The sequence below is a fragment of the Pseudonocardia hierapolitana genome, assembly GCF_007994075.1.
GTDB classification, from domain to species: Bacteria; Actinomycetota; Actinomycetes; order Mycobacteriales; family Pseudonocardiaceae; genus Pseudonocardia; species Pseudonocardia hierapolitana.
On record NZ_VIWU01000001.1, the window covers coordinates 7,178,923 to 7,193,186 of the forward strand.

The window sequence follows — 14,264 nt, forward strand, 5'->3', positions numbered from 1 at the left end:
AGATCTTCGGTGGAAGTGGATCACAGACTGCCAGAAACGGACATCGCGGCGGATACCGCCCGATCTCGCAGCCAGTCGAGCAGCTCGGCGCCGGCCGCGACGCCGGTGGCCGCGGTGACGGCGACGTGCGGCCGCGTGAAGCCGGTGGCGGCCAGCTCGCCGTGCGCGGGACGGATCGCCGCGTCGGCCGCGTCGAGCAGGTCGGCGTCGAGCAGGGAGTCGCCCGCGGCCAGCAGCGGACCGCCGCCCCCGCAGCGGGCCACCACCTCGGCCGCCGCCGCCGACTTCGTCAGGCCGGCCGGCACGGCGTAGACCTTGCGGCCCTGCAGCGACACCGTCCAGCCGCGCCGGGCACACCAGTCGGTGAGCTCGTCCACCCATCCGGCAGGCAGCGCGGCCCGCTCGACGACCGCGTACGCGAAGAGCCCGCTCGCCTCCCGCAGCGACAGCACGAACGTGCCGCTGCGGGCCTGCATGTGGGCGTACACCTCGGCGAGGGGGGCGCATGCCGCGACCCGGTCGCGCACGACGGCGTCCCACCCGGGGTCGGCGACGCCGTCGACGAGCAGGTGCCCGCCGTTGCTCGCGATCGCGTACCGCGCGGGCGGGCCGGGCAGGCGGACCCGGGCCAGCTGCGCGGGCGTGCGGGTGGTGGTGGGCACCACCGTGGCGACGTCCTGCAGCTCCCGAAGCGTCACCGCAGCGGCCTCGGTGAGGAACGACAGCGGCGCGCCCTTGTGGATCTCGACGCACAGCAGCCTCGGCGCCTCGTGGTCGGGGGTGCGCAGGTCGAGCGCCGCCGCCGAGTAGATGACCGTGCGGTCCAGGTCGAGGCAGGCAACGGGGCCGACGGCCGTCATGAGCCCACCGCCGCGAGCCCATCGGTGCCGGTGCCGGCACGCGTGAACCGGGGATGGATCAGCCCTACGCAGGTGTACGGCAGGTCGGCCACCTCCTCGACCGGGACGCCCCGGCGTCGTGCGAGCAAGCGGACGTGCGTCAGGTCGGCGGCGGGCGCGCCGGTGCGCACCAGCACCCGCCACGGCACGCGGCGCAGCAGCACCCGCGTGGTCTCCCCGACCCCGGGCTTGACGAGGTCGGCGTCGCCGATGCCGTACTCGTCGACGATCCGCTCCACCGCCGCACGCCCGGCGAAGTCGGCGACCCGGCCCGCAGGCTGCTCGGTGTCCGTGACTCCCGCGAACTCCGCGGTGACGGTGTCGAGGAAGTCGTTCGAGACGTCCACCGGCGCGAGCTCGCGGTAGAACTTCGCCCCGTGGTAGCGGCCGGGCGGCAGCAGGCGGGGGTTGAGCACGGTGCGGGACACCAGGCCGGAGACCGTCGAGTTGAGGCACGCGGAGGCGATCAGCCAGTCCGCACGGGTGCCGAACGTGGTGGTGCAGCGGCCCGGGTCGGCGAGCACGGCGAGGTCCGGGTCGAAGCGCACCCCGGTGTCGCGTTCGTGATCGGAGAGGGCGGCGGCGAGCTCGCGGGAGATCGTGCCCTTGCCGGTCCAGCCGTCGACGAACACGACGCGCGCCGGGTCGTGGTGGGCGGCGAGGTGGCGCAGCGACAGCCGGTCGATGCCCCGGCCGCGCACGATCGACACGGAGTAGTGCGGCAGGTCGAGCCCGTGCGCGTAGCGCAGCCAGCGGCGCAGCAGCACGCCGACGGGTGTGCCGGCCCTGGCGAGCGAGACGAGCACCAGGTCGCGGCCGTGCCGTCCGCCGCGCTCGGCGAGCACCAGCTCGGCCACGGTGGCGACGGCCCGCGCGAGCCGCGGTGCCCCCGCCGCCAGTGCCGACCGGTACAGGCGCAGGTACTCCGCGTCCGGCTGGTACTCCTGCGGCAGTGATTCGGCGTAGTGGGCCCCGCCGTTCTGGACGGCCTCCTCGCGCTCCTCGATCGGTGCTTCCAGCGCGAGGTGCGAGATGTCGGTGAGCAGCCAGCCGACCTCGTCGGGGGCGTAGCTGCCGAAGGCGGGCCCGCGCAGCGGGTCGGGCGTGTTCAGGGCGTCACCACCAGGGTCGTGCGGCGGGTGTACGGGGCGAGTGCCGGGAGCAGCCCGCCGTGCAGCGCGGGGGTGTCGGCAGGCGGGTCGACGACCACGAGGACGTGGTCCCAGTCGGCGGCTCCGATGTTGTAGGCGAACCGCGGGCCGGGCCCGTCGGCGGGGCCGTCGTGGGCGGGGAAGGTGATCCCGCTGGTCAGGGCGTAGCCGGGCTCGTCGACGACCACCGCGGGGGAGCGGGTGGTGGTGGAGAACGCCACGTTGTGGCCGGCGTCGGCCAGGGTCTGCGCCAGCCGCAGCGGCAGCTGCATCAGCTCCTCGGTGCCCAGCACGAGGGTCCGTTCCCCGAGGCGCATGCCGGCGGCCGGTGCGAGTGCATCGGCCAATCGCGGGAGCGCCGCAGCGAACGCCCGGTGCTCGGCCGCGCCGAACCCGTGCCGTGCCCCGGCCGGCACCCCGGCGGGCCACCCCAGCCCGGCCAGCTCCACCCGCGAGTCGCGGTCCGGGTGCTCGCGGGTCGCGGTATGGGTGCACGCAAGTACTGCCTCCAGCTCGGCGCGCAGCGCGGTCGCCCGCTCGGCGACGTCGGGCGGGAGGTCGACCACGCCGCGGGCCAGCGAGACGACGTCGAGCCGGGCCCCGAGCGCGGCGACCCCCGCGGGGAGCTCCCCGCCCGCCGGCCGGACGTCGACGAGCGCCGCCACGACGTAGCGCTCCCGCGGTGACGCCCGGTGCAGCGCCGTGATCGTGTTGAGGACGGTGCGCCCGGTGGACAGCTCGTCGTCGACGAGCACGAGCGGGCGCCCCCCGCGGAGCAGGCCCGGGTCGGCGGGCAGCAGCAGGTGCTCGGTGGCGTGCGAGTGCTCCTCGGTGAACCCGCCCGCCGTGGCGAACCCGGGCACCGGCCGCCGGGTGGAGTGCAGAACGTCCGCGCCACCGAGGCCTTCTGCGACGCAGTGGCCGAGCGCGGTGGCCGTCTCGGCGAACCCGAGCACGAGCGCGTCGGGCGGCTCGCCGATCGCGGCCTGCGCCGCGGTGTGGAGGGCGGCGACGGCCGTGCGGTCGCCCTCCACCGCGGCGTGCAGCAGCGGCACGGGCAGCGTCCGGGCCGGCCGGTCGGCGAGCGCGTCGGCGACGAGGCCGCCCAGCAGCAGCCCGGCCGAGCGGACGAGGCGCGGGTCGGTGGGCACGTGCTTGCCGAGCACGCGGGAGACGAGCAGCTGGGCGCGGCGCGGGTTGCGGCGCAGCGCGAGCCCGAGCAGCACCCGGGGGTCGGAACCCGCCCCGGTGGGGTGCAGCCGCACCCCGAGCCGGTCGATCACGCCTGCGGCGATCCCGGTCGTCGTCTGCTCGGTCGTCGTCTGCTCGGTCGTCGTCTGCTCGGTCGTCGTCTGCTCGGTCATCGGGGCAGGCTCGCGGCCAGCAGGTCGACGAACGACACGCCGTCGGCGGCCACGCCGAACACCTGCGCCCGCAGCATGGTGTCGCGGGCCCACGCGGTGTGCGGGCGCACCTCGTTCATCTTGTTGCGGCGCACCGACGCGAGCACACCCCCGGCCCGCCGGGCGCCGAGCACGTCCGCGGCGTCGCGGTGCTCCTCGTGCGAGACCACGGACAACGCGTTGACGACGGCCACGTGGCTGGGGTGGATGGCGGTCTTCCCCGTGAGCCCGTTGGCGCGGTCGAGGGTGACCTCGCGGATCAGCCCGTCGATCGCGCGGGAGACGAGCTGGCCGCGCAGGTCCGGCTCGTCGTGCTCGACGAACGGCGACTGCCGCAGCTGGGGCTTGAAGATGCGCTCCGGTCCGCCGAAGTACTCCCAGACCGGGCCGGTGACCGTGAAGCCGGTGCCGTCGGCGCGGCCGAGCACGTTGACGACGTCGGCGATCAGGTCGCTGACCACCTTGACGTCGTAGATGGACAGGTCGGGCGAGCGGCGCAGCCCGTAGAGGGCGCACAGGTCGGTGGCGCCGAGGCGGATGGCGAGGATGCGGTGCCGCTCGCGGTGCAGCAGGTCGCGCAGCCGAGTGAGCTCCACGACGCGGGTCTCGGCGTACAGCACGGCGCCGGACTCGATGACCGGCATGACGCGCAGCGCCGGGCCCGGCCCGCCCGACAGGGCTCGGCGCAGCGCGTCGGCCTCGTCGACCGCGTGCAGGTAGACCGCCCCGAGCGCGGCGGTGAACTTGGGCAGCACGAACCCGTCGAGCACGGCGGCCGCCTGCCCGAGCCGGGACACCAGGTCGGGGATCTGGGCCGGCGCGCGGACCCGGACGAACAGGAGCGGTAGCTCGGCCTGGTCCTGCTGGTGCAGTTCCACGAGCGCCGCGACGAGGTTGGCCTCGGCCTCGGCGAGGTCGTCGTCGGCGATCGAGTCCTCCAGGCAGACGACGACCGAGGTGACCCCGGCCGCCGCCTGCTTGGTGACGTCGGCGGCGAGCGCGGGACGGCTCGCCGGCATGTACAGCGTGGCGCCGAGGGCCACCGCGAGCAGATCGGCGGCGCTCTCGCGGCTGAACTGCTGCGGTGGAGCCTCGAACAGCGCGTCCGTATCGGACGCGCTCAGGTACCCGAAGTGCCGCACGGTGGAGCCCCCCTCGACGACGCCACCCCCGCGTGGCACGGCCTGCATCGCTGCCGCGAGCGCTACTTGCGCCCGCGCGCCCACTCCATCCCCCAGCCGTACGCCGCGTCGACGTCTGCCTGGCCACCTCGGATGTAGCGCACCTCCCGGCGCACCACGAGATCACCGCCCCGGTTCTCCAGCATCGCGATGACGCAGGTGGGCGAGCTGGGGTCGGGCTCGTCGAGCCGCACCTCGATCTCCGGCCCGCTCGCCGGGTGGAGCGTGACCACCCCGTCGGCGCTCGCCCAGTTCGGCACACCCTCGTAGATGAAGGTGAACACGAGGATGCGGCGGATCTCGTCGACCCGGGACAGGTCGATGAACATGTTCTCGCCGCCACTGGCGGAGCCGGACCGGTCGTCCCCGTCGAGCCGGACGATCGGTGTGCCGTGGTACGGCGCGGTGAACGCGTTGCCCAGCGCCTGCACCACGCCCTTGCTGCCGTCGGAGAACTCCCACAGGCAGCCGAGGTCGAGGTCGATCGCGTTGCCGCGGCGTTTGCCGAACAGGCCCCGGCTCTGCTGCTCGCCCGCGCTCCACTGGAGGTTGACGCGCAGCTGCCCGCCCGTCGCGCCCTTGGTGAGCGAGACGCTCGGTGCGGACTTCGTGAGCGTGACCTTCGAGAGCGAGACGCCGCCGCCGTCGGGGGCGGGCGGCTGGGCCTTCGGTCGTTTGGTGTAGTCGATCGCCACGACGGGCGTCAGCCGACGTTGACGCCGTAGTCGCGGGCGATGCCCACGAGACCCGATGCGTAGCCCTGGCCCACGGCGCGGAACTTCCAGTCGGCGCCGTTGCGGTAGACCTCGCCGAACACCATCGCGGTCTCGGTGGAGGCGTCCTCGGACAGGTCGTAGCGCGCGATCTCCTTGGAGTCGGCGGCGTTGACCACGCGGATGAAGGCGTTGCGCACCTGCCCGAAGCTCTGGCCGAGCTCGTCGCCCTTGTAGATGCTGACCAGGAAGACGATCTTGTCGGCCTCCGCGGGCAGGCCGGCCAGGTGGATCTTGATCTGCTCGTCGTCGCCCTCGCCCTCGCCGGTGAGGTTGTCGCCGGTGTGCTCGACGGTGCCGTCCGGGGTCGTCTTGTTGTTGAAGAAGATGAAGTGCCCGTCGGAGAGGACCTTGCCCTCGGCGCCCGCGACGATCGCCGACGCGTCCAGGTCGTACTCCACGCCGGTGGTGGTGCGGGCGTCCCAGCCGAGGCCGACGACCACGTTGGTCAGACCGGGGGCCTCCTTGGAGAGGCTGACGTTTCCACCCTTGGTGAGGCTGACGCTCACGTATTGCTCCGCATCTGTCTCGGGGGGCTCGAACCCCCCTGGTTCTCGAGCTGGGCGCGGCCGAGCTTAACGGGATGAATCGGACGCGACGCCACGGATGTCATCACGGCAACGGAGGACCCGTCCGTCCGGTTCCCGCAGCCGCTCCCGGCGTTCACGGCGGTCCACTAGGCTGCCTCCGCTCGAGGAAGTGGGGGTCGCGTGATCGGCAAGGTGGGGCGGGTGACCGGCCGGGTGGGACCGGGGCTCGTCGGCGAGATCATGGTGTCGGTGCGTGGCGGTTCGGAGGCGTTCTACGCCCATCCGCAGCAGCCGGACGAGGTGATCGAACCGGGTACGCAGGTGCTGATCGTCGACTTCCAGGCACCCCGCACGGCGTACGTCGAGCGGTGGTCCTCGAGCTGATCCACATCACTGGGGGGACGTCGTGGAACTGCTCATCACCGCCGGCGCGGTCGTCGTCGGCATCATCGTGCTCGCGCTCGTGCTCAAGATGCTGTGGCGGGTGGCCGAGCCGAACGAGGCGCTGATCATCTCCGGGTTCCGGGCCCGCAGCAGTCCCGGCGAGGCCGCCGACAGCCTCGGCTTCAAGATCGTCACCGGCAAGGGGACGATGGTCATCCCCGGCTTCCAGGCCGCCCGGCGCCTGTCGCTGGACACCCGCGGGGCGAACCTGCAGGTCTCCTGCGTCACCAAGCAGGGCATCCCGGTGGCCGTGCGCGGCGTCGTGATCTACAAGGTCGGCGACGACTTCGTCTCGATCGCCAACGCCGCGCGCCGCTTCCTGGACCAGCAGAACACGATGAACGACACGATCCACGAGCTGTTCGCCGGGCACCTGCGCTCGATCTGCGGCGGGCTCACGATCGAGGACATGATCCACAACCGGGAGGCGCTCACCGGCGAGGTGCGCCGCAGCTCGGCCGACGAGATGAGCAAGCTCGGGCTGGTCATCGACTCGCTGCAGATCCAGGAGATCGACGACAACTCCGGCTACATCGTGAACCTCGGCAAGCCGCACGCCGCCGCGATCGCCGCGGCCGCGCGGATCGCCGAGGCGCAGCGCGACCAGGAGGCCACGGAGGCCGAGCAGATCGCGGAGGCCAAGAAGGCGGCCGCCGTCCGTGCCAGCCGCATCCAGCAGGCCGGCTACCAGGCCGAGATGGACGAGGCCTCGGCGAAGGCCACCCAGGCCGGTCCGCTGTCGCAGGCCACCGCCCGCCAGGAGGTCGTGGTCCAGGAGACGCGAGCCGCCCAGCTGGAGGCCGACCTCGCCGAGCAGCGGCTGCAGTCCCAGGTGCGCAAGCCCGCCGACGCGAAGGCCTACGAGCTGCGCACCCTCGCCGACGCCGAGCGCGACGCCCAGATCGCGCGCGCCCAGGCCCGTGCCAGGGAGACCGAGCTGTCGGCGGGTGCGGACGCCACGCGGGTCAAGACCGCGGCGCAGGCCGACGCCGAGGCCACGAAGGCGCGCGGCGAGGCCCACGCCACCGCCACCCGCCTCACCGGCGAGGCGGAGGCCGACGCCGCCCGCGCCCGCGGTCTCGCCGAGGCCGAGGCGGCCAAGGCCAAGGGCCTCGCCGATGCCCAGGCGATGCAGGCCCGCGCCGACGCCCTCGCGCACAACCAGGAGGCCGTCATCGCCCAGCAGCTCGCCGAGAACTGGCCGGAGATCGTCCGCGCCGGCGCGGGTGCGCTGGGCAACGTCGACCACATGGTGGTGCTCAACGGCGCCGACGGGGTGGCCGACCTGCTCACCAAGGCACTGGCCATGGGTGGCACCGGCCTCGGCCTCGCCCGCCAGCTGCTCGCGTCGATGGGCGACAAGCAAGAGCCCGCCACAACCACCAACGGCTCCGCCCCGGTCGCGGTCCGGAAGGTCGACGAACCGGCGCCCTGAACCCGGCTCCTCGGTGCTCGGCGGGCCGGGAAACACTGTCGGGGGGTGGTCCTACACTCGCGTCCCGTGAGCACCGCCACCACCGCATCCAGCAAGTCCGGCGCCGCGCAGGACGCGCCGCCGTCAACGGGGCGGCGGTTGCTGCTGCTCGACGGCCACTCGCTGGCCTACCGGGCGTTCTTCGCGCTGCCCGCCGAGAACTTCCGCACGGGCACCGGGCAGACCACCAACGCGGTCTACGGCTTCACCTCGATGCTGATCAACCTGCTGCGCGACGAGCAGCCCACCCACCTCGCGGTGTGCTTCGACGTCTCGCGGGTCACGTTCCGCAACGAGCGCTACGCCGAGTACAAGGCCAACCGCACCACCACGCCCGACGACTTCCGGGGCCAGGTCGACCTCATCAAGGAGGTCCTGCGGGCGCTCAACATCCCCGACTTCGGCGTCGAGGGCTACGAGGCCGACGACCTGATCGCCACCCTCGCCACCCAGGCCGAGGCCGACGGCTTCCAGGTGCTCATCACCACGGGCGACCGCGACGCGTTCCAGCTGGTCAGCGACAACGTCACGGTGCTCTACCCCAAGCGGGGGGTCTCGGAGCTCTCGCGGGTCGACCCGGCCGAGGTGATGAACCGCTACGGCCTCACGCCCGCGCAGTACCCCGACTTCGCAGCGCTGCGCGGCGACCCGAGCGACAACCTGCCGAGCATCCCGGGTGTGGGGGAGAAGACGGCGGCCAAGTGGGTGCGCGAGTTCGGCTCGCTCGCCGATCTCACCGACCGCGTCGACGAGGTCAAGGGCAAGGCGGGCGACGCGCTGCGCGCCCACCTCGCCGGGGTGCTTCTCAACCGCCAGCTCACCGAGCTGATCCGCGACGTCCCGCTCGACGCCGTTCCGGCCGAGCTGGTCGTGCGCCCGTGGGACCGCGACGCGGTCCACCGGCTGTTCGACGAGCTGGAGTTCCGGGTGCTGCGCGAGCGGCTCTTCGCCACGCTGCAGAGCGCCGAGCCCGAGGCCGAGGGCGGCATCGAGGTGCAGGGCGGCGCGATCGAGCCGGGCGCGGTGCGGGCGTGGCTCGACGAGCACGCGCGCGACGGCCGCCGGATCGGTGTCGCGTTCGCCGGGGTGCGGGGCGGCGCCACCACAGCCGACCTGTCCGGCATCGGGCTGGCCGTCGGCGAGCCCACCGTGGAGGCCCGTGCCGAAGGGGCCGCTGCCGGGGTGCCGCAGGCGGGCTTCCTCGACGTCACCCGGCTCACCCCCGACGACGAGGCCGCGCTGGGGGAGTGGCTCGCCGACCCGTCGGTCCCGAAGGCCGCCCACGACGCGAAGGCCGCACTCCACGCGCTGCGCGGGCGTGGCTGGACCCTCGCCGGGCTCACCAGCGACACCGCGCTCGCGGCCTACCTCGCCCGGCCGGGGCAGCGCAGCTTCGACCTGGCCGACCTCGCGCTGCGCTACCTGCGGCGCGAGCTGCGCTCCGAGGGTGAGGCCGAGTCCGGGCAGCTGTCGTTGCTCGGCGGCGAGGAGGAGGCCGACGCGCAGCGGGCGCACGCCCAGATGGTGGCCGCGTCCGCCGTGGCCGAGCTGGCCGACGCGCTCGACGCCGAGCTCGCCCAGCGCGGCGGCACCGAACTGCTCGCCGAGCTGGAGCTCCCCCTCGAGTACGTGCTCGCCGATCTGGAGACCGCGGGCATCGCCGTCGACCACGAGGCACTCGCCGCGCTGGAGGCGGAGTTCGCCGCGCAGGTCAAGCAGGCCGCCCAGGACGCTTACGCGGTGATCGGCAAGGAGATCAACCTGGGCTCGCCCAAGCAGCTGCAGGTCGTGCTCTTCGACGAGCTGGGCATGCCGAAGACCAAGCGCACCAAGACCGGCTACACCACCGACGCCGACGCGCTGCAGACGCTCTTCGAGCAGACCGGCCACGAGTTCCTGTCCCACCTGCTCCTGCACCGCGACGCCACGCGGCTCAAGGTCACCGTGGAGGGCCTGCTCAAGTCGGTGGCCGACGACGGGCGCATCCACACCACCTACAGCCAGACCATCGCGGCCACCGGCCGGCTGTCGTCCACCGAGCCCAACCTGCAGAACGTGCCGATCCGCACGGCCGCGGGCCGTCGGATCCGCGAGACGTTCGTGGTGGGCCCGGAGCACGCGGAGCTGATGACCGCCGACTACAGCCAGATCGAGATGCGGATCATGGCCCACCTGTCGGAGGACGCCGCGCTCATCGAGGCGTTCCGGTCCAGCCACGACTTCCACGCCGACACGGCGGCCCGGGTGTTCGGCTGCGAGCCGACGGACGTGTCGGTCGAGCAGCGCGCCAAGATCAAGGCGATGAACTACGGGCTGGCCTACGGCCTGTCCGCGTTCGGCCTGTCGGGCCAGCTGCGGATCTCCACCGAGGAGGCCCGCGGCATGATGGACGACTACTTCGAGGTCTTCGGGGGCGTGCGCGACTACCTGCGCAGCGTCGTCGACGTCGCCCGCAAGGAGGGCTACACGGCCACGATCATGGGTCGCCGCCGCTACCTGCCCGACCTCACCAGCGACAACCGCCAGCGCCGCGAGATGGCCGAGCGCATGGCCCTGAACGCGCCGATCCAGGGCAGCGCCGCCGACATCATCAAGGTCGCGATGCTCGGCGTCCACCGCGCGCTGGCCGCCGAGGGCCTGCGCAGCCGCATGCTGCTGCAGGTGCACGACGAGCTCGTTCTCGAGGTCGCCGACGGGGAGCGCGAGCACGTGGAGGAGCTGGTGCGCCGCGAGATGGGTGCGGCGGCGAAGCTGTCGGTGCCCCTCGAGGTCTCCGTCGGGTACGGGCGCAGCTGGGACGACGCCGCCCACTGATCGGCGTGTGTGGAGGGCTGGCGGTGTGGCCTCCGGTGGCGCCGCGCATCGTGCGGGGCCGCCCCTCCGGGCAGTACAACGCGGGCAGGCCGGGGCCTGCCCGGAGGGCGCGCGGCGCCACCGAAGGCGGTGTCCGCGGACAAGATCGAGGCTTCGGCGCGGAACGGGCCAAAAGCGACACGGGATCGCGTCGACCTGCCGATCACGTCGGCGGGGGCGACGGCTCTGATGACCGGCCCGAGGAGTGCATCAACGTCTCCGCCGAGCCCGTGGTGTGCTGATCGGACGATTTGCGCAGCTGACGCATCCGTTCTCGGCTCACACGCCCCGTCGACCGGGCGCGTCGGCGGACACGGGGCGCGTGAGCGCACACCAGGTGCGTGACGGGCACGGAGATCCACCTTCACGTGCCCTGAGACCGGCCTGCTGGCGGCGCCGCGCGCCCAACGGGCAGGCCCCGGCCTGCCCGCGATGCTTGCCCGCACAATGCGCGGCGCCGCCGGGAGGCCTGCCGCCGGGAGGCCTGCCGCCAGGAGGCCTGTCGTCAGAAGAAGTGCCCCTCAGCCCTATCGCACCACGCGCTCCGGCTCACCGGCTTCCAGATCGTCGCCTCCATACCGCTGTCGACGATCTCCACCCACGAGGCCCGATGAGGTCCGCGACGTAGAAGGGGCGGAACTGCCGGCCCCGCAGGCGAACCCGGTCTCTGCGAAGAGCGCGTCGGCGAACCGCTGGTGCAGGGCCTCGTCCTGCAGCGCCGGCGGGACGATCACGCCTCGGCGGGCACGAACTCCAGGATGCGCAGGCGCGCGGGGCCGAGCCGGAGGACGCCGTCGTCGAGCGGCTCGCACCGCACCCCGCCCCGGCCGCGCATGGCCCGGAAGGCGCCCGGAGCGAGTACGACGTCCATCCAGCGGCACGGGTTGGCGGGGCGGTGGGCCTGGAAGCGCACCGGACCGTCGCCGGTGTCGAGGCTGAACAGCGCCCCGGGATGGTCCCGGCCGGCGGCGAGCTCGTCGACCGGGAAGCCGCGCAGCACGAGGTTGCGCCGGGCCAGCAGTGGGTCTGGCGTGGCCGGAAGGTCCAGCTCGCGGGCGATCGTGTCGATCGACTCGGCCGCGAAGAGCGTGACCGCCGCCCGCCGGTGCGCCGGCCGTCCGAAGTAGCGGTCGCCGACGAGCCCGAGCCCGGCGCGCACCTCGACCGCGGTCGGGCGGCGGCCGTCCGGGTCGGGTCTCGGGCCGTCGTCGGGCCGGCCCCCATAGGCGTGGATCGGGGAGACGAGCAGGCCGACGATCTCCACCGCGGTCTCCACCACGCCGACGCTACCGGCGGTCAGGGCACGAGTACGCCCCTGCCGTGGATGCGGCCCTGCTCGAGATCGGTCATCGCGTCGGCGAAGGCGTCGAGCGGGTAGGTGCGGGTGTGCACCGGCACCGCGCCGATCGTCGCGAGGGCCATGAGCTCGCGCAGGTCGTCGTGGGTACCCACGGCGTTGCCGACGATGCTGATCTCCGGCAGCACCACCGCGAACGTTGGCACCCGCAGCTCGCCGCCGTAACCCACCACGAAGTACGTGCCGCGGGCGCGCACCATGCCGACGGCGGCGGCCACGGCGTCCCCCTCACCGACGAAGTCGATCACCACCTCGGCGCCTTCACCGCCGGTCAGGGCACGGACGCGCTCGACCTGCTGCTCGTCCGCGGGGACGACGTGGTGCGCGCCGACGCCGGTGGCGAGCTTGAGCGCGTCGGGGTCGCGGTCGACGGCGATGACCTCGGCGGTGGTCAGCGCGCGCAGGCACTGCACGCCGATGTGCCCGAGGCCGCCGATCCCGACGACGACCACCCGGGTCCCGGGCCCGAGCAGCGGTACGGCCTTGCGGACGACGTGCATGACCGTCAGCCCGGCATCGGCGTGGGGCGCGACGTCCGCCGGTCGCAGCCCGGCCGGGAGCGGGAGCACGGCCCGGTCGGTGGTCGCGAAGAGTTCGGCGAAGCCGCCGTCGCGGGTGAGGCCGGTGAAGCGCAGGCCGCGGGCGCAGCGCATGTCGTCACCGATCCGGCACGCGGGGCAGACCCCGCAGGACTGTTGCGGGTGGCAGATCACGGGGTCGCCGACCGCGACGTTCTCGACCGCCGACCCGATCTCGTGCACCCACCCGCTGTTCTCGTGCCCCAGCGTGATCGGCAGCTCGGTGGGGACGGCGGGAGCGAACCACCCGTCGCGGATGTGCAGGTCGGTGCGGCACACCCCGGCACCCCCGACCCTGACGACGACGTCGTGCGGGTCGCGGACCTGGGGCTCGGGCACCTCCTCGAGCCGGGGCGGCTGGTGGTACGAGTGGAGCCGGACGGCCTTCATGGCGCCTCCCGGATGACGCGTGACCGCAGGGAGCGGCCAGCATCACAGGTGGCGCAGGAGCTGTCGTCCGCCGTTCGGACGCCGCATCAGCCGCCGGCGATCGCCCTCAGCTCTTGCGAACCACCCGCTCCGGCTCACCCGGCTTCCAGATCGTCACCTCCATCGCGCCGTCGACGATCTCCACCGACGAGGCCCCGATCAGGTCCGCGACGTAGAAGGGGCGGAACTGCCGGCCCCGCAGGTCGAACCCGGTCTCTGCGAAGAGCGCGTCGGCGAACCGCTGGTGCATGGCCTCGTCCTGCTCGTCGTGCACCCGGCCGAAGATCTTCGCGTCGCCGTCGGCCACGTGGGTGTCGACGGTGGCGGTGTGCAGGCAGAACCGCGGGTCGCGGGCGAGGTCCCGGAACTTCGTGGTGTCCGGCATGCCGGCGACGACCAGCCGTCCCTCGAAGATCCGCGGCTCGATCGGGCTGATCCGTGGGAAGCCGTCGGAGCGGATCGTGGCGAGCATGCACAGGTTCCCGGCCTTCGCGTGGCGGCGCCTGAAGATCTCCGCGATCCGCGGGGCGCCCGCCGTGAACTCGTCCCATGTGCTCATGGCCGGAGACGCTACGGGCATACCTTGACAGGTGCTGTCAGGATGCTGCGGAGCGGGGTTCGCGGGCGATGAGGACGCGGGCCGGCGGCAGGTTCTGCCAGATCGTCGGGCTCGCCGTGAGCGTGCCGAACGCCGCGCGCAGGTCCCGGGCCTGGCGCCGGGCGGGTGGGAGCAGGTGGAAGCCGCGCAGGGTGGCCTGGGTGAACGTGCCGGACGGAGCCAGGGCGCGAGCCGCCATGGCCGGCACGGGTACGACCGCGTACGCCGCCCAGGGCAGCAGGCTCACGATCGCGTCCACCCGGTCGATGCCGTGCTCGCGCAGGACGTCCGGGAGCCGGGCGGCGTCGGCGCACACGACGGTGACCGCAGGGTGCCGGGTGGCGAGCCGGTCGGCGAGCACCGGGTTGATCTCGACGGCGAGGTGCCGTCCCGTGCCGCTGAGGCGGTGCTGCAACGCGTCGGTGACCCGGCCGGTGCCGGCGCCCAGCTCGACGACGGTCGGTGAGCCGTCCAGCCGGTGCGGTGCGAGCAGCGCGTCGACCAGGGCGTTCGAGCTGGCCGTGACGGTCGCGACGCGTGTCGGCGCGCGGAGGAACTCCTGGAACAGAACCCGGCCATCACCCATGCCGAGAC

Annotated in this window: 13 protein-coding genes; 3 read left to right on the forward strand and 10 right to left on the reverse strand. The window is 73.4% G+C overall.

Features of this window, described 5'->3' with window-relative positions; translation table 11 throughout:
• Window positions 1-20: 20 nt before the first annotated feature.
• From FHX44_RS33910 to FHX44_RS33935, 6 genes are read right to left on the reverse strand one after another with little or no spacing between them, the layout of a single operon-like run.
• Entirely contained in the window at window positions 21-860 is an 840-nt protein-coding gene (locus tag FHX44_RS33910) for an HAD family hydrolase (RefSeq protein ID WP_147259509.1), read from the reverse strand.
• Window positions 857-2,125, reverse strand: a complete 1,269-nt coding sequence (locus tag FHX44_RS42925; protein WP_246171030.1) for a cysteine protease StiP family protein — start codon at window positions 2,123-2,125, stop codon at window positions 857-859. The genes FHX44_RS33910 and FHX44_RS42925 overlap by 4 nt, the downstream gene beginning before the upstream one ends.
• On the reverse strand, window positions 2,008-3,414 hold the full coding sequence (locus tag FHX44_RS43545) for a phosphoribosyltransferase family protein (protein WP_147259511.1): 1,407 nt from the start codon (window positions 3,412-3,414) through the stop codon (window positions 2,008-2,010). The genes FHX44_RS42925 and FHX44_RS43545 overlap by 118 nt, the downstream gene beginning before the upstream one ends.
• The gene (locus FHX44_RS33925) at window positions 3,411-4,634 is read right to left on the reverse strand and encodes an HpcH/HpaI aldolase/citrate lyase family protein (RefSeq protein ID WP_246170740.1); all 1,224 of its coding nucleotides are present in this window, start codon (window positions 4,632-4,634) and stop codon (window positions 3,411-3,413) included. Before FHX44_RS33925 ends, FHX44_RS43545 begins: the two co-directional genes overlap by 4 nt.
• 23 nt (window positions 4,635-4,657) lie before the next feature.
• Window positions 4,658-5,329 carry a TerD family protein gene (locus FHX44_RS33930; RefSeq protein WP_147259512.1) on the reverse strand — a complete coding sequence of 224 codons (672 nt, stop codon included), beginning with the start codon at window positions 5,327-5,329 and terminating at the stop codon, window positions 4,658-4,660.
• 8 nt (window positions 5,330-5,337) lie between these two features.
• On the reverse strand, window positions 5,338-5,916 hold the full coding sequence (locus tag FHX44_RS33935; RefSeq protein WP_147259513.1) for a TerD family protein: 579 nt from the start codon (window positions 5,914-5,916) through the stop codon (window positions 5,338-5,340).
• Between the two features lie 222 nt (window positions 5,917-6,138).
• Between FHX44_RS33935 and FHX44_RS33940 the strand changes: the two genes are divergently transcribed.
• From FHX44_RS33940 to polA, 3 genes are all read left to right on the forward strand, one after another.
• On the forward strand, window positions 6,139-6,321 hold the full coding sequence (locus FHX44_RS33940; protein WP_246170741.1) for a hypothetical protein: 183 nt from the start codon (window positions 6,139-6,141) through the stop codon (window positions 6,319-6,321).
• A gap of 22 nt (window positions 6,322-6,343) precedes the next feature.
• Window positions 6,344-7,816 carry a flotillin family protein gene (locus FHX44_RS43950; protein WP_281287932.1) on the forward strand — a complete coding sequence of 491 codons (1,473 nt, stop codon included), beginning with the start codon at window positions 6,344-6,346 and terminating at the stop codon, window positions 7,814-7,816.
• 66 nt (window positions 7,817-7,882) lie between these two features.
• On the forward strand, window positions 7,883-10,669 hold the full coding sequence (gene polA, locus FHX44_RS33950; RefSeq protein ID WP_147259515.1) for a DNA polymerase I: 2,787 nt from the start codon (window positions 7,883-7,885) through the stop codon (window positions 10,667-10,669).
• Between the two features lie 769 nt (window positions 10,670-11,438).
• On the opposite strand, the gene FHX44_RS33955 is transcribed toward polA, so the two are convergent.
• From FHX44_RS33955 to FHX44_RS33970, 4 genes are all read right to left on the reverse strand, one after another.
• Window positions 11,439-11,984 (reverse strand): MOSC domain-containing protein, encoded by a 546-nt coding sequence (locus FHX44_RS33955; RefSeq protein WP_246170742.1) that lies wholly within the window; start codon window positions 11,982-11,984, stop codon window positions 11,439-11,441.
• A gap of 20 nt (window positions 11,985-12,004) precedes the next feature.
• The gene (locus FHX44_RS33960) at window positions 12,005-13,033 is read right to left on the reverse strand and encodes an NAD(P)-dependent alcohol dehydrogenase (protein WP_147259516.1); all 1,029 of its coding nucleotides are present in this window, start codon (window positions 13,031-13,033) and stop codon (window positions 12,005-12,007) included.
• A gap of 106 nt (window positions 13,034-13,139) precedes the next feature.
• On the reverse strand, window positions 13,140-13,631 hold the full coding sequence (locus FHX44_RS33965) for a pyridoxamine 5'-phosphate oxidase family protein (protein WP_147259517.1): 492 nt from the start codon (window positions 13,629-13,631) through the stop codon (window positions 13,140-13,142).
• 37 nt (window positions 13,632-13,668) lie between these two features.
• Window positions 13,669-14,256, reverse strand: a complete 588-nt coding sequence (locus FHX44_RS33970; protein ID WP_147259518.1) for a class I SAM-dependent methyltransferase — start codon at window positions 14,254-14,256, stop codon at window positions 13,669-13,671.
• Window positions 14,257-14,264 lie beyond the last annotated feature (8 nt).

Excerpts from the sequence above, each read along its gene's own strand:
- FHX44_RS33910 (WP_147259509.1), bottom strand. The coding sequence starts at position 860 with ATGACGGCCGTCGGCCCCGTTGCCTGCCTCGACCTGGACCGCACGGTC.
- FHX44_RS43545 (WP_147259511.1), bottom strand. The coding sequence starts at position 3,414 with ATGACCGAGCAGACGACGACCGAGCAGACGACGACCGAGCAGACGACG.
- FHX44_RS33960 (WP_147259516.1), bottom strand. The coding sequence starts at position 13,033 with ATGAAGGCCGTCCGGCTCCACTCGTACCACCAGCCGCCCCGGCTCGAG.
- FHX44_RS33965 (WP_147259517.1), bottom strand. The coding sequence starts at position 13,631 with ATGAGCACATGGGACGAGTTCACGGCGGGCGCCCCGCGGATCGCGGAG.
- FHX44_RS33970 (WP_147259518.1), bottom strand. The coding sequence starts at position 14,256 with ATGGGTGATGGCCGGGTTCTGTTCCAGGAGTTCCTCCGCGCGCCGACA.